At 62.4% G+C, this 17,219-nt stretch carries 18 protein-coding genes; 4 read left to right on the forward strand and 14 right to left on the reverse strand.

The window, feature by feature from the left end; all coding sequences use genetic code 11:
* Window position 1 precedes the first annotated feature (1 nt).
* The 5 genes from BLR25_RS16705 to BLR25_RS16725 all read right to left on the reverse strand — a co-directional run bounded on the left by BLR25_RS16705 (window position 2) and on the right by BLR25_RS16725 (window position 4,292).
* Window positions 2-808, reverse strand: a complete 807-nt coding sequence (locus tag BLR25_RS16705) for a cyclase family protein (RefSeq protein ID WP_091939184.1) — start codon at window positions 806-808, stop codon at window positions 2-4.
* 58 nt (window positions 809-866) lie between these two features.
* Complete coding sequence (locus tag BLR25_RS16710) at window positions 867-2,057, reverse strand: thiolase family protein (RefSeq protein WP_091939186.1); 1,191 nt, start codon at window positions 2,055-2,057, stop codon at window positions 867-869.
* A gap of 97 nt (window positions 2,058-2,154) precedes the next feature.
* Window positions 2,155-2,934, reverse strand: coding sequence for an SDR family NAD(P)-dependent oxidoreductase (locus tag BLR25_RS16715; RefSeq protein WP_091939188.1), 780 nt, complete (start codon window positions 2,932-2,934; stop codon window positions 2,155-2,157).
* A 41-nt stretch (window positions 2,935-2,975) separates the two neighbouring features.
* On the reverse strand, window positions 2,976-3,935 hold the full coding sequence (locus BLR25_RS16720) for a 3-hydroxyacyl-CoA dehydrogenase family protein (protein WP_091939190.1): 960 nt from the start codon (window positions 3,933-3,935) through the stop codon (window positions 2,976-2,978).
* A 21-nt stretch (window positions 3,936-3,956) separates the two neighbouring features.
* The gene (locus BLR25_RS16725; RefSeq protein ID WP_091939192.1) at window positions 3,957-4,292 is read right to left on the reverse strand and encodes a cupin domain-containing protein; all 336 of its coding nucleotides are present in this window, start codon (window positions 4,290-4,292) and stop codon (window positions 3,957-3,959) included.
* A 460-nt stretch (window positions 4,293-4,752) separates the two neighbouring features.
* On the opposite strand from BLR25_RS16725, the gene BLR25_RS16730 reads away from it, so the two are divergent.
* Window positions 4,753-5,664, forward strand: a complete 912-nt coding sequence (locus BLR25_RS16730) for a LysR family transcriptional regulator (RefSeq protein WP_091939193.1) — start codon at window positions 4,753-4,755, stop codon at window positions 5,662-5,664.
* 23 nt (window positions 5,665-5,687) lie between these two features.
* Here the strand turns inward: BLR25_RS16730 and BLR25_RS16735 are convergent, their stop codons facing one another.
* The 9 genes from BLR25_RS16735 to BLR25_RS16775 form a co-directional block, all read right to left on the reverse strand.
* Entirely contained in the window at window positions 5,688-6,140 is a 453-nt protein-coding gene (locus tag BLR25_RS16735) for an acyl-CoA thioesterase (RefSeq protein WP_091939195.1), read from the reverse strand.
* A gap of 127 nt (window positions 6,141-6,267) precedes the next feature.
* Complete coding sequence (locus BLR25_RS16740) at window positions 6,268-7,749, reverse strand: tripartite tricarboxylate transporter permease (RefSeq protein ID WP_091939197.1); 1,482 nt, start codon at window positions 7,747-7,749, stop codon at window positions 6,268-6,270.
* 15 nt (window positions 7,750-7,764) lie between these two features.
* The gene (locus tag BLR25_RS16745) at window positions 7,765-8,190 is read right to left on the reverse strand and encodes a tripartite tricarboxylate transporter TctB family protein (RefSeq protein WP_091939198.1); all 426 of its coding nucleotides are present in this window, start codon (window positions 8,188-8,190) and stop codon (window positions 7,765-7,767) included.
* Between the two features lie 85 nt (window positions 8,191-8,275).
* A complete protein-coding gene (locus tag BLR25_RS16750; RefSeq protein ID WP_091939199.1) occupies window positions 8,276-9,241 on the reverse strand; it encodes a tripartite tricarboxylate transporter substrate binding protein in 966 nt (321 codons plus the stop codon).
* A 42-nt stretch (window positions 9,242-9,283) separates the two neighbouring features.
* Window positions 9,284-10,585, reverse strand: a complete 1,302-nt coding sequence (locus BLR25_RS16755; protein ID WP_091939201.1) for a TRAP transporter large permease — start codon at window positions 10,583-10,585, stop codon at window positions 9,284-9,286.
* Entirely contained in the window at window positions 10,575-11,102 is a 528-nt protein-coding gene (locus BLR25_RS16760; protein WP_091939203.1) for a TRAP transporter small permease, read from the reverse strand. Before BLR25_RS16760 ends, BLR25_RS16755 begins: the two co-directional genes overlap by 11 nt.
* Window positions 11,103-11,117: 15 nt before the next feature.
* Window positions 11,118-12,140, reverse strand: a complete 1,023-nt coding sequence (locus BLR25_RS16765; protein WP_091939205.1) for a TRAP transporter substrate-binding protein — start codon at window positions 12,138-12,140, stop codon at window positions 11,118-11,120.
* Window positions 12,141-12,475: 335 nt separating this feature from the next.
* A complete protein-coding gene (locus BLR25_RS16770; protein WP_091939207.1) occupies window positions 12,476-13,423 on the reverse strand; it encodes an AEC family transporter in 948 nt (315 codons plus the stop codon).
* Window positions 13,424-13,526: 103 nt separating this feature from the next.
* Entirely contained in the window at window positions 13,527-14,726 is a 1,200-nt protein-coding gene (locus BLR25_RS16775) for an acetate/propionate family kinase (protein ID WP_091939208.1), read from the reverse strand.
* A 382-nt stretch (window positions 14,727-15,108) separates the two neighbouring features.
* On the opposite strand from BLR25_RS16775, the gene atoD reads away from it, so the two are divergent.
* The 3 genes from atoD to BLR25_RS16790 form a co-directional block, all read left to right on the forward strand.
* On the forward strand, window positions 15,109-15,771 hold the full coding sequence (gene atoD, locus BLR25_RS16780; protein WP_091939210.1) for an acetate CoA-transferase subunit alpha: 663 nt from the start codon (window positions 15,109-15,111) through the stop codon (window positions 15,769-15,771).
* 1 nt (window position 15,772) lies between these two features.
* Window positions 15,773-16,423, forward strand: a complete 651-nt coding sequence (locus BLR25_RS16785) for a 3-oxoacid CoA-transferase subunit B (protein ID WP_091939212.1) — start codon at window positions 15,773-15,775, stop codon at window positions 16,421-16,423.
* Window positions 16,424-16,448: 25 nt separating this feature from the next.
* A partial coding sequence (locus BLR25_RS16790) for a thiolase family protein (protein WP_091939213.1) occupies window positions 16,449-17,219 on the forward strand: 771 nt, incomplete at its 3' end.

Here is a 17,219-nt window from a genome sequence, read left to right on the forward strand (position 1 = left end):
GTTAGTTGTTGCCGGAACCGATCCGGCACTGACCGCTCGGATCGATCATCGCGACGAAGCGGACCGGGCAGGCATCGCCCTTTTGCAGCTTCCACGGCGCGGCGACAAAGGTCGCACGCTTGCCGAGCAGGACATTGACATCGCCGCCGACCTGTTCGATGGTCGGGATGCCGGCACTCGCCAGCGTCTTGTGCGCGATGTACCACTCGCCGTGTTCCTGCTTCGGATCGAGCCCGGTCGCGTGCTGGTATTCGCGCGCCAGGCGCTTCATCGTCGGGCCGCCGCGATGCGGGCCGAGCGAGGTCGCCAGCGGGTGGTCGACCTGCTGCGTATCGACCGCGACCATCCGGACCTTCTTCGCCACCAGCCACTCGGCGGCATCCTTGGAGAGGCCCGGCGACTGGCCGAAATACTCGAGCGAATCGGAGTAGAACTTGTGCCAGCCGGTGACGATGACGACAACATCGCCCTCGCGCACAGCCGGCGTGGCTTTTTCCAGATCCGCGGCGGTAATGACCTCGTAGGCGCCCTTGGGAATGTCGAGCACGACGCCGTTGCCGAAGAAACGGTCGACCGGAATGTCGGCCAGATCGGCACCGCGCTGCACCATGTTGATCGGCGCATTCATGTGGGTGCCCGTATGCAGCACCGTATTGCAGCGCCAGGCGAGCACGCCGTGCTCGGCAAACTTGACGGCACGGTGCATCTTCACATCGGCCTGGCCGGGATACGAGGGAACGCCATGCCCCCACACATGGCTGAGCTCGACAAATTGCAAGCTCGAATAGGGATCGGTCACGAATGACATGGTGTGCTTTCCTTAAGTGCGAATCGATGAAAACGGCAAGGCATGAACACGGAAAAACTCAGAGCAACTCGACGACGCTGGCAATCCCCTGGCCGCCGGCGATACACAAGGTCGCCGCGCCGTACTTGACGCGGCGGCGCTTCATCTCGTGCAGCAAGGTGGTGAGGATGCGGGCGCCGGAACAACCGAGCGGATGGCCGAGCGCAATCGCGCCGCCATTGACGTTCACAATCTGCGGCACGAGATCGAGCTCCTTCATCACCGCCAGGCTCTGGGCGGCAAAGGCTTCATTGAGCTCGATCAGGCCGAGGTCGCCGACCCCAAGGCCGGCGATCTTCAAGGCCTTGCGCAGCGCCGGCGCCGGGCCGATGCCCATGACCTCCGGCGACACCCCGGCCGACGCGTGCGCGCGCAGCACGGCGATGGGACTCAGCCCCTGCCGTTGCGCCTCGGCCGCCGACATGACGATCAGGCAGGCGGCGCCGTCGTTGCGCCCGGACGAATTGCCGGCTGTCACCGAGCCGCCCTTCTTGAACACCGGGGCGAGCTTGGCCAACTGCTCGAGCGAGCTCAGGCGCGGAAATTCATCGACCTCGAAGCGCAGCGGATCGCCCTTGCGCTGCGGCAACAGCACCGGGACGATCTCGTCGACGAAACGCCCGTCGCGAATCGCCGCCGCGGCACGTTCCTGGCTCGTCAGCGCGAAACGATCCTGCTCCTCGCGCGAGATGCCATAACGCTCGGCGAGATTTTCCGCCGTCATGCCCATGGTCAGATTGCCGTAGGTCTCGATCGGCTGCGAGCGCGGCTGGCTCTCGGTATTCGAATCGATCAGCAGGCCATTGCCGGCGTCATAGCCGTAACGGGCATTGCGCAAATAGTACGGCGCATTGCTCATGCTCTCGGTACCGCCGGCGACGATGACGTCGGCACGACCGCACATGATCGCTTCGGCGCCATTATTCACCGCCTGCAAGCCGGACCCGCACTGGCGCATCACGGTATATGCCGGCACCTCGAGCGGAATGTTGGCGCGCAGGGCGGCAACCCGGGCGAGATTCGGCGCATCGGTGCTCTGCTTCGCCTGTCCGAAAATCACTTCATCGACCCGGGCCGGATCGATCCCGGCCCGCTTGACTGCCTCGTCGATGACAAGCGTCGCCAAGTCCTCGGGCTGCACGCCCTTGAGCGACCCGCCCATCTTACCGATTGCCGTTCTCACGGCGCTGACGATTACAACGTCCTGCACAATACGACCTCCACTTGAATACTTCCGAATGTCATACACCGTCGTCGTCCGGAAACGCGCCGACACATGCCGGCGCGCGCGGACTGAAGATCGGCGGCTAGCCGACGGCGGTCAGGCCGCCGTCCGGATAAATGATGTTGCCGGTGACGAAGCACGACGCTTCCGAACTGAGGAAGATCGCCGGACCGACGCAGTCGCCGGGAAGTCCCATGCGCTTCATCGGATGCTTGTCGGCGATTTCCTTGCGTGCATTCGGGCCGCGACCGTTGAGGATCTCGGTCATCATCGGCGTCTCGGTCAGGGTCGGGCCGATGCCATTGACGGTGATGTTGTACTTGCCGAATTCCGAGGCCAGTTGCCGCGTCAGCATGTCGAGCGCGCCCTTGGTGCCGCAATAGCCGGCATTGCCCGGCGCCGCCGTCGCGATCTTGCCGCGCACCGAAGAAACGTTGACGATCTTGCCGTAGCCGTTCTTGATCATGTGCTTGCCGAAATGCTTGCAGCACATCATCACGCCGGCGACGTTGATGTCGAACAGCTGCTTGAAGGCATCCATCGGAAACTCTTCGGCATTGAACTTCTTGTTGATGCCTTGAGCATTGACGAGGATGTCGATGCGCCCAACCTCCTGCTCCATCTTGTCCACCAGCGCCTTGATGCTTTCTTCGTCACCCGCATCCACCGTGTAGTACGCCACCTCCATGCCGCTCGCCGCCTTGATTTCATCGACCGCGCGCTGCAGCGATTCGACATTGCGGCTGGCGATCGCCACCCGCGCCCCGGATTGCGCCAACCCCTGCGCGATCGCCTGGCCGATGCCACCGGCGCCGCCGATGACTACGGCGTTTTTGCCAGCCAACGAGAACATATCCGTCATTTTCTTTTTCCCCTCGTCTTATCGTTAAATTGCGCGCCGCACTAGATCTTCTTGTAGATCAAATGCTTGACCGCACCGAATACATCCAGCATTGCCTCGTCGCGCTCCGCCAGCACCTGTTCGATCGGCCGGTCGGTATAGTCGAAGAAGCCCTTGCCGGTTTTCACGCCGAGATCGCCACGGTTGACGAGGTCGAACAGGCTCTTCGGCGCGTTGTCGTTGGGCGGATCGATGAATTCCTTGTTCTCAAGGTTCTTGGCGCTGATGTCGAGCCCGGTGAAGTCGTAGCGCTGCACCAGTCCGAGCACCATGGCGCGCGGAATGATGCTGGCCTTGACGGCGAGGTCGAGCTGCTCGGCGGTCATGTAACCGTTGTCGAGCAGGAAGAAGATTTCGCGACCGAGCACGCGCAGGATGCGGTTGATGCAGAAACCCGGAACGAATTTCTCCATCACCACCGGCACGCGATCGACATGCTTGAGCAGCGCGACGGTGAGTTCGACGGTGGCCGGACTCGTCTTCGCGCCGAGCACGACCTCGACCAGCGGAATGATGTGCGGCGGCGCGAACCAGTGGGCGATGACCGTGGTCGGCAAGCGGCGCTCGGGAACGACGTCATAGATATTGAGCGCCGAGGTGTTGCTCGTAAAAATGGTGCGTTCCGGGCAGAGCAGGTCGAGCTGGTCGTAGAGCGCCTTCTTGGCGTCCTTCTTCTCGACGATACTCTCGATGACGAGATCGGCTTCCTTGGCGGCGTCCTCGATCGACGTCGTCGGGACGATCTTCTGCAGCGCCTTGTCGGCCGCTTCGCGGGTCAGCAGATTGCGCTTGATGAAGGTTTCCATGTTGGCGCGGATGACCGACATGCCCGACGCGATCGTCTCCTGCTTGCGCGAATACATCGCCACTTCATAGCCGGCAACGGCAAATACCTGCGCGATGCCGGGGCCCATGGTGCCGGCTCCGAACAACGCGATTTTCTTCACATCCTTGATTTCCATAATGCTGGGTCGCTTTCCTGATTAGCAATTTGCAACGATGACGAGCACCCGCGCCGCGACGTTGCCATTGACGCTGACGGCGCGCTTTTCGCCCGGCGGGATATAGATCATGTCGTCGGCATCAAGCACATGCTCGACGCCGTTCTCCTCGGCAACCGATATGCAGCCGCGAATGACGCAGTAGATGCGTTCCTTGTCGGAGGCCGTCAGCGTTGCGCCGCCATTCGGCATGAACTCCGAAATCGAGACGTTCACCGCCTTGGCGCCATCCGGCGGCCCGAACTTGCGGATGCCCCACATGTTGAAATGATTGGGCGCGTCATAGACGCTGCCCTCGCCCGCCTTGATGACTTTCAAAATGTCGCTCCTTCCTGAACTCGAAAACCGGCCAATGACCCCGAAATACCGATATCCACCGCGCTTCGTTTGCCGCTTTGGATCGCTGCGATCGGCGCGATCGGCGCGACACTCCCGGCAAAATGCCAACGTACTTAACAGGCGATATGACATCGATTCAATTCACGGGCTAGACTATGGAGACATTCAAACCCCAAGTCGATTGGCGAATTGTTATGCCGGGATTCCTCCTGGTAATACCGTCGAATCCCTTACTGGAAGCGGCTTTCGAGACAAGCATCCGACGCCGGCGAGGCAATTTTGCTGCGGGTTGTACAGCGCCTCGCCGAGTGGTTACAATCCGGCCAGCACATGCCGATTCCCCGACGCTAGCGATCCTGGCCGCACGCCGGAAGCCCCGCGGGAAGCGCGCAGGTCATTCAAATTCAGTATTTGGCGATAGGAAGATTTCGTGAGAGAAATGCTCGACTCCAACCTGTTGCGTTGCTTCCTGTCCGTACTCGAGCACCGCAAACTGACCACCGCCGCCGACGAGCTGTGCGTCACCCAGCCCGCCTTGTCGAAGAGCCTCAAGCGCCTCGAGGACGAACTCGGTGTGCCCCTCTTCCAGCGCACGCCGTCGGGCATGGTGCCGACCACCTATGGCATCTCGCTCGGCCGCCGCGCCCGCCAGATCCACCTCGAATCGCTCGGCGCCAGAAGCGAACTGCAGCTCATGCGCGAAGGCGGTTACGGCTCGCTGATCATCGGCATCGGCCCGATGTGGTCGGTGCATGCGTTCCCGCGCGTGGTTGCCGACATCATGCGCAACCACCCGAAGACCCACGTCAAGGTCATTTCCGGCGTGCTCGACACGCTGCTGCCGCGCCTGCTCAAGGGCGAGCTTGACGTCGTCATCGCGTCGCTCGACTTCCCCGACCATCCTGACCTGGTCAAGGACCACATCATCGACACCGAGCATGTCATCGTCGGACACGAGAGTCATCCGCTCACCCAGCTCGAGTACGTTTCGCCCTCCGACCTGCTCGACCATCCCTTCGTCGGTTTCGCCGACGACTACGCCGGCATTTCCCGCATGGACAAGTTTTTCGCGTCGCACGGCATCCAGTCGCCGGGGCTTGCCGTCGAAAGCAGCTCGCTCGAACTGCTGCTCTCGCTGCTCTCGCTCGGCGATTTCCTGGCGAGCTTTTCGGCGCCGATCCTGCGCCGCAGCGAACGCTACGGCATCAAGCGCATCAACCTGCCCGACTCGTTCTGGCGCTTCGCCGTCGGCGCCGTCTATCGGCGCGGGTCGACCCAGTCGGCGCCCGTCACCTCATTGGTGCAGGCGCTGCGTCAACACCTCAAGGAGACCGAGTCGGACGCGCTGTAAAACGCATTCGACAACGGCGCGCTTCAACGCACCCGCAGCGCCTGGCTGCGCTGCTCGAATTCCTGCCGGAGTTCACGCCGGATCTTGGCGGCCGCATAGCGACGCTGCTCGTCCGGCGTCACCGGTGAGAACGGCGGCACGTCGCACGGCTTGCCATCGTCATCGACGGCGACCATCGTGAAGAAGCAGCTGTTGGCGTGACGCACCACCTGCGTGCGGATGCTCTCGGCGATCACCTTGACGCCGACCTCCATCGAGGTGCGTCCGACATAATTGACCGAAGCGAGAAAGGTGACGATCTCGCCGACATAGATCGGCTGGCGGAACATCACCTGATCGACCGACAGCGTGACGACGTACTTTCCGGCATAGCGACTGGCACAGGCATAGGCGACCTGGTCGAGCAACTTGAGCACGATGCCGCCGTGCACATTGCCGGAGAAATTGGCCATGTCCGGCGTCATCAGCAAGGTCATTGTCATTTGCCGCGAAGACGGCAAGATATCAGCAGGCGTCATCATTTCCCCGGTTGAATTGTGCGGCAGACTTTGCCAACGCTTGTTGCCAACGCTTGCCGCCAAGGCTTGTTGCCAACGCTCGCCCTCAGGCACTTGCCGGCTCGCGCCGCCGGCCGACGATCTGCGTCAGCACCAAGAGCACTGCGACGATGAGGAACGATAGCGCAATCGGCCGCGAAACGAAAATGCCGACGTCGCCGCCCGAAATGATGAGCGACTGGCGAAAGGCGGTTTCCATGATCGGCCCGAGGACGAAGGCGAGCACCAGCGGGCCCGGCTCGAAGGCGAACTTGCGCATCAGATAGCCGAGCAGCCCGAAACACAGCAGGAACCACATGTCGACGACATTGTTGCTGATGCTATACACGCCGATCATCGTCACGATCAGGACGCAGGCGGCCAGGATCGACAGACGCACCCTGAGCAGCTTGACGAAGACGCCAACCATCGGCAGGTTGAGGATCAGCAGCAGGACATTGCCGATGTACATCGACACGACGACGCCCCAGAACAACTGCGGCTGCTCGCGAATCAGGAAGGGGCCCGGCGTGATGCCATGGATCATCAGCGCGCCGAAAATCAGCGCCATCACCGCATTCGACGGCAGACCGAGCGTCAGCAAGGGAATGAAGGCCGCGCCGGCGGCCGCGTTGTTAGCCGATTCCGGCCCGGCCACGCCCTCGATGGCGCCGGCCCCGAACCGTTCCGGCTCGCGCGACAGACGCTTTTCCAGCGCATACGACAGCAGCGAGGCGATCACGGCGCCGCCGCCGGGCAGCAAGCCGACCAGGAAGCCAAGGACCGAGCCGCGGGCGATCGGCATCGACGAGCGCGCGAGATCGTCGCGCGTCGGCCAGATCTGGCTGATCCGGTCGGTGACGATCTTGGTCTCCTCGGACGATTCGAGGCTATGGAAGATTTCACCGACGCCGAACAGACCCATGGCGATGACGGCGAAATCGAGACCGCTCAGCAAGGAGACCGACCCGAAGGTCAGCCGCTGCACGCCGAATTCCGGATCGGAGCCGATGCAGGCCAGGAGCAGGCCGACGAGCGCCGAAACGATGCACTTGAGGGGCGACTGTGTCGACAGGTAGGTGATGAAGGTCAGCCCCATGACCATCAAGGTGGCATATTCGGGCGGACCGAATTTGATCGCCAGCCGGGAGACGGTCGGCGCGAACAGGTTCAGGCCGATGATCGCGACCGTCCCGGCGACGAAGGAACCGATCGCGGCGATTCCGAGTGCTGCCCCGGCCCGCCCTTTCCGCGCCATCTGATAACCGTCGAGACAGGTGACGACCGAGGCCGCCTCGCCCGGCAGGTTGACCAGGATCGAGGTGATCGAACCGCCATACATGGCACCGTAATAAATCCCGGAGAGCAGGATGATCGACGATTCGATCGGGATGCTGTAGGTGAGCGGCAGCAGCAGCGAGATGGTGGCCACCGGTCCGAGCCCCGGCAACACGCCGATCACCGTGCCCAGAGTCACGCCCATCGCGCAGTAGAGAATATTGCTGATCGTCAGCGCGACATTGAATCCCAGCATCATCGAGTCGAACATGCGCCGTAGCTCCTTCTAGGAAATGAGGCCGGGAAACGGAATCTTCAGCCACAGCGAAAAGAGGCCATAGACGAGCGCGCTCATCCCGGCCGTGACCGCGACGGCGCTTTTCCAGCTTTCGCCGCCGACCTGCTTCAACTGGAACAGCAGCAGCCCGACGACCGCCGGCACCAGCCCGAGCGACTGGAAGACAAGGACGAAGACGGCGATCGCCAGCGCACTCGCCACCACGCGTTTCGATTGCGCCGAAAATCGATCGTAATTGAGCGGGCGCACGTCCTTCACGAAGAGCAGCAGCGCGCAGACGATCAGGGCAATGCTGAGAATGAACGGCCAAAGCCCCGCGCCCGGCTGGCTCAAGCGCCCGATATCGAGCTGAACGGCGCCGATGCAGGCAAGGATGCCAAGCAAGAGCGGAATGATGCCGGCCAGAAGTCCCATGATGCCAATCCCTCACACGCGTCGGTCATATCGACCCGGATCGCTCCGGCGCCCACGAGGCGCCGCCAGCGACGATGACATGCAGTTACTTATTGCCGATCTGCTCGAAGTAAACGCCGATTTCCTTGTAGCCGTCGGTCAGCGTCTTCATGAACTCCGGCCCCGATGTCTTCATGCTCGGGAGGCTCAGCGTCTTCATCGTGTTCTGGTACTCCGGGTCGTCCGTCGCCTTGAGGAAGGCGCTGCGCAACACCTCGAGCTGGTTCGCCGCAACCCCCTTTGGCGCGCCGACGCCAAACCACGAGACCAGCGCGACGTCATAGCCCTGCTCCTTCAGCGTCGGCACCTCGGGCGCCTGCGGCATGCGGGAATTGCCGGCCGACGCTAGGATCCTGACCTCGCCGGACTTGAGGAACGGCAGCACATCCGAAACGATCGCGACGCTCGCATCGACGTGGCCGCCGACGACCGCCATCACCGCTTCCATCCCGGACTTGAAATTGACATAGCGGAACTTGCTGCCGTCCTTCTCGCCGACCTTGACCATGGCGAAGGGCTGGGGATAGCCCGAGGCGCTGAACGAGAAGCCGCCGTCCTTCTTCTTCGCCGCCGCCGACAGATCGGCCACCGTGCGATACGGCGAGTCACCCTTTACGGCGATGCAATACTGATATTCACCGTAGGCGATGATGCCCTCGAAATCGTCGGGCGTGTAGGGCGCCTTGATCTGGTTCGGGATGATCGCCACCGACGCGAAGGAAAGAATGCCGATGGTCTGGCCGTCCTTGGGCGCATTCTTGAGTTCGGAGACGCCGGTCACACCGTTTCCACCCGGCTTGTTCACCACCACGACCGGCACGCCGAGATGCTTCTCGGCCGCCTTGGCCAAGGCCCGTGCGCTGAGATCGGTCGGCCCGCCGCTGCCGAAGTTGATGATCATCGAGATCGGTTTGGTCGGATACTTCGCATCGGCGCCGTCCTTGCTGCAAGCGGACAGCAACGACGCGGCAACGACCAAGCCGACTGCCATGCCGAACAGATTCCGTTTCATTACACACTCCTTGCTGTTGTTTCTATGACATCCTCATCCGCGCTACTGGACATGCGCGGCGAAGCTCAAGGTGATCGCCGGGAAAGCCACCAGCAGCGCCAGGCGAATGAAGTCGGCGAACAGGAAAGGCAATACGCCGATCGTCACGGTGCCGAGCGACAGGCCGCGCTGCGATGCCTGCACGACGAAGAGATTCATGCCGAACGGCGGATGGATCAGGCCGATCTCGATCACCGTCACCATCAGGATGCCGAACCAGATGGCATTGAAGCCGAGGTTCTGCACCACCGGAAAGACGAAGGAAATCGTCAGCAGCAGCATCGACAGGCTGTCGAGCAGGCAACCGAGCACGAGATAGCCGACCAGGATCACGGCGAGAACCCAGTATTTCCCGATCGTCAGACTTTGCACGAAGGCGACCGCCATCTGCGGCATGCCGGAAAGATCGATGAAGAAACCGAAGATGCCGGCACCGATCAGGATCAGGAAAATCAAGCCCATCGACTCGGCCGTCTCCCACAAGGCATTGCGCATGAATTCAGCGCTGAAGCGGCCGCGGAGGATGGTCAGGAAGGCGGCGCCGCCGACACCAACGGCCGCCGCCTCGGTCGGCGAGAACCAGCCGACGAACAGGCCGCCGAGCACGAGCAGGAAAAGCGCGAACACGTCCCAGATCTCGACCAGCGCTTTCGCACGTTGCGCCCAGCTGAAGCGCTGACCGCGCGGGGCCATATCCGGATAGAACCAGGTCACCGTGGTGATCGACAGCATGTAGAGCACGCTGCCAAGAATGCCCGGCATGATCGCAGCGGCATAGAGCGAGCCGATCGACGTCTGCGTCAGCAGTCCATACAGCGCCAGCGGAATGCTCGGCGGAATCATGATGCCGAGCGTACCGCCGGCAGCGCAGGCGCCCGACGCGAGACCGGCCTGATAGCCGAGTTTCTTCATCTCGGGCAGCGCCACTTTCGACATCGTCGCGGCGGTCGCGAGACTTGAACCGCAGACCGCACCGAACACCGCCGACGCACCGATCGTCGCCGCCGCGAGGCCGCCGCGATAATGGCCGAGGAAGGCGTTGGCGCCGAGGAAGAGATTGCGCGACATGCCCGAATACGCCGCCACCACGCCCATCATGATAAACAGTGGCAGCACCGACAGGCTGTACGGAAACAGCGAGTTGAACGGGGCCGTGCCCAGCGCGAACTGGAAGGTATCGAAGCCGCCCAGCAGCCAGGTGCCGGCTGCACCGACGATGGCCATGGCGATGCCGATCGGGATGCGGAACATGATCAGCGCCAGCGTCACGACAAAACCGACGACGCCCCAGAGTTCATTGCTCATCCCAAGCTCCCTCAACCCCTTGCAGCACGATGCCATGCGACATTGTCATGTATTCGAGCGCCTTGCCGAGCGCGCAGAGCGCCGACAGCGCAAAGCCGACGACCACCGGCAGCCAGTACCAGACCATGGCAATGCCGAGGATCATCGAGCGGTCGGCCTGTTCGTATTCGTGCCAGGCCTGGACCGCGGCCATGCCCGACGCAGCCGTCAGCAGCACGACGCCGGACACGGCGGCGACGGCATAGACGATGCGGCGCGCTTCGGGCGAAAAGCGATTGGTCACCATCACGACGCTGATGTGATTGTCGAGATGAAATGCCGCCGGAATCGACAGGAATGCCGCCCACATGACGGAGAGCTGCGTCAGATCGACAACGCCGGTAATCGGCTGATTGATCGTGCGCCGCAGGATGATGTCGGCGACGGTGACGACGACCGACACCGACAGGGCGATCGCCGCGAATTTGGCCGCGCCGAAACTCAGGCGTTTCAGCACGGCATTCAATCGATGCACCATGGACTCGCCTCCGGGCTACTTCTTCGATGCTGCCTGCATGGCGGCCTGCATGTCCTGATAGACGGCGCGAGCATCCTTGACGCCACGTCCTTCCAGCTCGACGAGACGGTCCTCGATAACCTTCTCGGAATTCTTCTTCCAGCGCGCCACCTCGGCATCGGGCAGCTTGACGATGCTCGAACGGCGTGCCTTGGCGGCATCGACGCCGGCCTTGCTCCACTTCTCGAACCAGGCGTCGAAGCGCGGAATCAGGTTGTCGCCGGACACCGCATCGATCGCGGCACGCACTTCCGGTGGCAGCGCGTTGTACTTCTTCTCATTCATCGCGAACCAGAACGACACCGCCGACACGACGTTGTCGACGTGATTGTCGAGCACCTCGGCGAGCCGGTAGGAGGCGATCGGATCCCAGGCGAATACGGTGCCGTCGATGACGCCCTTTTCCAGGCTCTCATAGACCTGCACCGGCGGCATGTTGACCGGCACCGAACCGATGTCGGCAAGAATCTTGTTGACCGTCACCGACGGCGCGCGGACGCGCAAGCCCTTGAGATCGTCGATCGACTTGACCGCCCGTCCCTTGGTATGCAGATACGTCATATCGACGGTCAGCGCCAACAGCTTGAGGCCGGGATATTCCTTCTCCAGATCCTTCTTCGCCACCGCCCACAGCGCTTTGTTGGCGGTGCTGCGATCCGGCGCAAGGAAGGGAAGTTCGACGAGTTCGGTGCGCGGCAGCCGGTCGCGCGGCACGCCGACGAGACCGAAGGCGATGTCGACGACACCGGACTTCACCTGATCGAGCTGGCGGTCGATTTGCCCGAACGACGATCCCGCCGGGTAGATCGTGATCTTGGCCTTGCCACCGGCCCGCTTCTCGACCTCGGCGGCCCAGGCGCCGAGAAAATCGGCACTGATGACATTGACCGACGGCAGGTAGTGGCTCATCTTCAACTCGACCACCTGTGCCAGGCCGGGAGCCGCCATCACCGCCATGGCGAGGGCTGCAAAGGTACTTCTGAGGCGTTGCTTACACATGATTGTCCGCTCCGATGCTCAAACGCTGTGATGAATAATTCTTATTCTCTCCGCCAGCGACGAAGGCGCGTCACTGCCGGGCATGACAACGGATGCGCGCCTGTCGTTTTCATTCATCAGGCATATCTCGGAGCATCTGATGCATGCGGTTCGACGCTATTCTGAACAGAAATCCGGCGGCGCTTCATGAATGTTTGTAGACGACGCCATTCCCCGGTGGAATACCCGGAACAGACAAAGAAAGCGCTATGAAGAGTCGGTAACGGGCGCCCGCCCGGGCCGGTGACCCACTGCCAGCCGGCAGATCGCGGCAGGCATCTGCCGCGCAGGATCGGCTACATGGAATGGAAAATCCAGAGCAGCCCGCTGACCGAAAAGAAGGAAAGCACGGTCGCCGCCAGCAAGGCCAGCGCCGACATATCCTCGTGGCCGTACTGCATCGCCAGCGTTGTGTAGATGCTCATCATCGGCAGTGCCGAAACGAGGATCGCCGTCATCTGCAACTCCCGGTCGATCGCCGGCAAGCCGAGCGCCGCGGCGAGAAACAGGCCGAGCACCGTCGCGAGCGGATGCACCATCAACTTCATGACAACGATCGGCACGACGGCGAAGCCAGCCCGGCTGATCTTCAGGCCGGCCAGGGTCCCGCCGATCACGAACAGCGTCAGCGAGCCGCTCGCCGCGGCCAGCATATCGACCGCCCGGGCGACGACGACCGGCAGCTTGAGATCGACGCTCGACATGGCGACGCCGATGACGATGGCGACAAACAGGGGCGTCGTCGCGATCTTCCGCGCCAAAGTTCTCGCCGTGCGCCAGCTGGTCTTGCCGAGGCGACTGCGCTCCGCCAACAGGATGACGACGGGAATCAGCAGGATATTCTCGATCATCATGTTCATCGCCAGGCTGGCGCCGGCAATCGCCGGAAAGGTCAGCACGATGATCGGGTAGCCGATGAAGCCGCTGTTGGCGCAGGACGCGCCCATCGCGTAGAACGTGCTGGGCAACCGGTCCCTGGCGGCGACGCGGCGGCCCCACAGATAACCCATCGCTAGCGCGACGAAGGAACCGAAAGCATAGGCAAAAAGGTACTGTCCGCTGATTACCTCGGCAACCCGGTTCGCCGCCAGCGCTTTCAGCACCAGCGCCGGCAAGGCCAGGTTGATGACGAAACGGCCGATGGCCTGGATGCCCGAACGATCGAACAGCCCCGCCCGCGTGAGCAGATAGCCGACGAAGATGATGATGAAGATGGGACCGGTGATGTCGAAGATGGCGAACATGGGAGAAGCTCAAGGCAGACGCGGCGCGGCCGGCGACGGAAGTGCCGGCCGGCATGAAACCGGCACTATACCCGTTCACGCACCGGCCTGCCCCGCCGGGCGATCAGGCTGCGCCGACAATGTCACGGGTATCGCGGGCGATAACGAGCTCTTCGTTGGTCGGCACGATCATCGCCTTGACCCGCGAATCGGGCGTCGACACGATGGCCTCCTTGCCGCGCACGTCGTTGGCGCTGCGCTCCAGCCCAATGCCCAGCGCGCCCAGGCGTTCGATGACCGAGGCGCGGAAGTCGATGGCATTCTCGCCGATGCCGCCGGTAAAGACGACGGCATCGACGCGCCCGAGCAGGATCGCATAGGCGCCGACGTACTTGAGCACGCGGTGGCGCAACACGTCGATGGCGAGCCGGGCGCGAATGTTGCCGTCGCGGGCGGCGCTCTCGATGTCGCGCATGTCCGAACTCACGCCCGAAACGCCGTACAGCCCCGACTGCTTGTTCAGCGCATTGTCGATGTCGGCGAAGGACATCCCGGTGTTGTCGCCGAGGAACTTGATGATTCCGGCGTCAACGTCGCCGCTGCGCGTCCCCATCGCAATCCCTTCGAGCGGCGTCATGCCCATGCTTGTATCGTATGACTTGCCGCCCTTGATCGCGGTGATCGACGAGCCGTTCCCCATGTGACAGGTGATGCAATTGAATTTTTCGGGCGCGATACCGAGGATCGCGGCTGCACGCTCCGAAACGAAGCGGTGCGACGTCCCGTGAAATCCGTAACGACGGACATGATGCGCCGTGTACCAGTCGTAGGGCACGGCGTACATGTATGATTCCGGCGGCATGGTCGCGTGAAAGGCGGTGTCGAATACCCCGACGTTCGGCACGCCCGGCAAGGCGCTCATCATCGCCCGGATGCCGGTGATGTTCGGCGGGTTATGCAAGGGCGCCAGCGGGACGTTCTTTTCAAGCGCGGCGATGACGCCATCGTCGATCAGCACCGACCCGGAAAAGTCCTCGCCGCCGTGCACGACGCGATGGCCGACGGCCGAAATGTCGGCCAGCGACTTGATGACGCCAACATTGACATCGACCAGTCTGTCGAGCACGCAACGGATTGCCGCCGCATGATCGGCGATGGCGAACGTCTCCTTGATCCGTTCCCGGCTCTCCGGCTCGTAGGTCAGCACCGAATCCGACATGCCGATGCGCTCGACGAGTCCGGCCGCGATGCGACGCTCGTCGCGCATGTCGAGCAGCTGGTATTTGAAGGATGAACTGCCGCAATTCAATACAAAAACGAACATCACGCCCCCTCGGGATATGAAAGAACAACCGCGAAACACGTCGCGACCGTGGCATCAAACAAAATGGCGGAGTATGCACATGGCAAATCTCCGCACATCCTGAAACGCTGACTATTTATCTTGCCCGCGGGCAGCACGATTGAACATGGATATATTTTCATACCGCCATTCCATGTCGTAATGAACTCATTCGCATAGCATTATTCGAACGACGGAACTGACATAAGGGGGCAGGCCCGTTCGCACGAAATCATATAACCCCGGGTTATCCGCGCATGAATAATTGCCAGTCGACGCGCGTCGTCCATGCCGGCAATAATCGCCTCCACCTTAACAAGACGGCTCCGGCAATACCGCTGGAGTCAATCATCCGGGCGATAGCATGCACACCGAAAAGCAGATCGAGCGCTCAGCCATCAGGAAGCATTTGCACGATGGCATGAGCATCATGTTTGGGGGGTTTCTCGGATCGGGAAGCCCCAAAGGAATCATCCAGGAAATTCTCGATGCCGGCATCAAGGACCTGACCATCATCGGCAATGACACGGCAATGCCAGACACCGGCATTGGTGTCCTGGTGTCGGCCAAACGCGTCAAGAAGGTCATCACCTCGCATATTGGCACCAACGCCGAAACCGGGCGGCAGATGATCGCCGGCGAGATCGAGGTCGAACTCGTGCCGCAGGGCACCCTGGCCGAACGCATCCGCTGCGGCGGATCCGGCCTTGGCGGCGTGCTGACACCGACCGGCGTCGGCACGCTCGTCGAGGAAGGCAAGACCAAACTCAGCTTCGACGGCGTCGACTATCTCGTCGAGCGTGCCTTGCGTGCCGACCTCGCGATTCTCAAGGCGCATATCGCCGACGAAAAGGGCAATCTCGTTTATCGGCGTGCGGCGCGCAATTTCAATCCCTTGATGGCGCTGGCCGCCGATTTTGTCGCGGTCGAAGCCGACAGCATCGTCGCCCCCGGCGAGATCGATCCGGATCTCGTCATGACGCCGGGCATCCTGGTGGATGCCCTGATTTTGAGCGGAGAGTGCTGAGATGGATGCAAAGAAACTGATCGCCAGCCGGGTGGCGCAGGAACTCAAGGACGGTGACGTGGTGAACCTCGGGATCGGGCTGCCGACGCTGATTCCGGACTATCTGCCGACGGACGTGCATATCACGCTGCAGTCGGAGAACGGCTTTCTCGGCATGGGCCCGCTCGAAGGCGAGCCGCTGCCGGATCTCGTCAATGCCGGTGGCAAGGCCTGCGGAATGGTGCCGGGAACGGCCTTCTTCGATAGCGCGATGTCATTCGCGATCATCCGCGGCGGGCATGTCGATGCCACCGTGCTGGGCGGCTTGCAGGTCGACCAGGAGGGGAATCTGGCGAACTGGATGGTGCCGGGCAAGATGATTCCGGGCATGGGCGGCGCGATGGACCTGGTGACCGGAGCGAAACAGGTGATCGTCGCCATGGAACACGCGACGAAGGACGGCGGGGCGAAGATCCTGAAACGCTGTGAGCTGCCGCTGACGGCGGCGGGGAAGGTGACGGCCATTGCCACCGAACTCGCGTTCTTCCGTTTCATCGACGGCCAGCTGGTGCTGACCGAAACGGCGCCGGGCGTAAGCCTCGACGAGATCCGCGCCAAGACCGCCGCCGACTATGTCGTCAGCCCGGACTGCCACGCAATGAAGCTGTCCTGAACGCAAACATCATCGAGGAAAAGACATGAGCAAGGAAGTATTTGCATTGAGCGCCGTCCGGTCGCCGGTCGGCAGTTTTGGCGGATCGTTGGGCGGACTGGCGCCGGAAGAACTGGGCAGCCTGGTGGCGAAGGAAGCCTTCGCGCGGGCCGGTGTCGATCCGAAACAGGCGAGCTACGCCGTGGTCGGCAACGTCATCCCCTGTGGCTTCAGCTTCCCGTACGTGCCGCGCCGGGTGACGATCGGCGCCGGCATGGCGATGGAATCGACGGTGATGGCCTGTAACCGGCTGTGCGGCTCGGCGATGCAGGCGATCATCAACGTGTCGCAGAACATCCTGCTCGGCGACGCCGAGATCGGGCTGGGCGGCGGCGTCGAAGTGATGTCGGCCGGCGGCTACCTGTCGACGGCGATGCGCAGCGGCGCACGCATGGGCGACACGACGATGGTCGACATGATGGTGGCGGTGCTGACCGACCCGTTCGGGGCCGGCCACATGGGTATGACAGCCGAGAATCAGGCGGCCAAGTGGGGCATCAGCCGCGAGGAGCAGGATGCCTTCGCGCTGGAATCGCAGGTACGCGCGGCCAAGGCGATTGCCGAAGGGCGTTTCAAGTCGCAGATCGTGCCGGTGACGCTGAAGACGCGCAAGGGCGAAGTGGTGTTCGACACCGACGAGCATCCGCGGGCGACGACGCTGGAAGCGCTGGCGAAAATGAAGCCGGCATTCAAGAAGGACGGCTCGGTGACGGCGGGCAATGCTTCCGGGATCAACGACGGGGCGGCATTTCTGGTG

Source organism: Propionivibrio dicarboxylicus, from assembly GCF_900099695.1.
In the GTDB taxonomy this organism is placed as follows: domain Bacteria; phylum Pseudomonadota; class Gammaproteobacteria; order Burkholderiales; family Rhodocyclaceae; genus Propionivibrio; species Propionivibrio dicarboxylicus.

Excerpts from the sequence above, each read along its gene's own strand:
- BLR25_RS16770 (WP_091939207.1), bottom strand. The coding sequence starts at position 13,423 with ATGTTCGCCATCTTCGACATCACCGGTCCCATCTTCATCATCATCTTC.
- BLR25_RS16720 (WP_091939190.1), bottom strand. The coding sequence starts at position 3,935 with ATGGAAATCAAGGATGTGAAGAAAATCGCGTTGTTCGGAGCCGGCACC.
- BLR25_RS16735 (WP_091939195.1), bottom strand. The coding sequence starts at position 6,140 with ATGACCTTGCTGATGACGCCGGACATGGCCAATTTCTCCGGCAATGTG.
- BLR25_RS16760 (WP_091939203.1), bottom strand. The coding sequence starts at position 11,102 with ATGGTGCATCGATTGAATGCCGTGCTGAAACGCCTGAGTTTCGGCGCG.
- atoD (WP_091939210.1), top strand. The coding sequence starts at position 15,109 with ATGCACACCGAAAAGCAGATCGAGCGCTCAGCCATCAGGAAGCATTTG.
- BLR25_RS16705 (WP_091939184.1), bottom strand. The coding sequence starts at position 808 with ATGTCATTCGTGACCGATCCCTATTCGAGCTTGCAATTTGTCGAGCTC.
- BLR25_RS16730 (WP_091939193.1), top strand. The coding sequence starts at position 4,753 with ATGCTCGACTCCAACCTGTTGCGTTGCTTCCTGTCCGTACTCGAGCAC.
- BLR25_RS16775 (WP_091939208.1), bottom strand. The coding sequence starts at position 14,726 with ATGTTCGTTTTTGTATTGAATTGCGGCAGTTCATCCTTCAAATACCAG.
- BLR25_RS16765 (WP_091939205.1), bottom strand. The coding sequence starts at position 12,140 with ATGTGTAAGCAACGCCTCAGAAGTACCTTTGCAGCCCTCGCCATGGCG.
- BLR25_RS16715 (WP_091939188.1), bottom strand. The coding sequence starts at position 2,934 with ATGACGGATATGTTCTCGTTGGCTGGCAAAAACGCCGTAGTCATCGGC.
- BLR25_RS16750 (WP_091939199.1), bottom strand. The coding sequence starts at position 9,241 with ATGAAACGGAATCTGTTCGGCATGGCAGTCGGCTTGGTCGTTGCCGCG.
- BLR25_RS16740 (WP_091939197.1), bottom strand. The coding sequence starts at position 7,749 with ATGTTCGACTCGATGATGCTGGGATTCAATGTCGCGCTGACGATCAGC.
- BLR25_RS16785 (WP_091939212.1), top strand. The coding sequence starts at position 15,773 with ATGGATGCAAAGAAACTGATCGCCAGCCGGGTGGCGCAGGAACTCAAG.
- BLR25_RS16745 (WP_091939198.1), bottom strand. The coding sequence starts at position 8,190 with ATGGGACTTCTGGCCGGCATCATTCCGCTCTTGCTTGGCATCCTTGCC.
- BLR25_RS16755 (WP_091939201.1), bottom strand. The coding sequence starts at position 10,585 with ATGAGCAATGAACTCTGGGGCGTCGTCGGTTTTGTCGTGACGCTGGCG.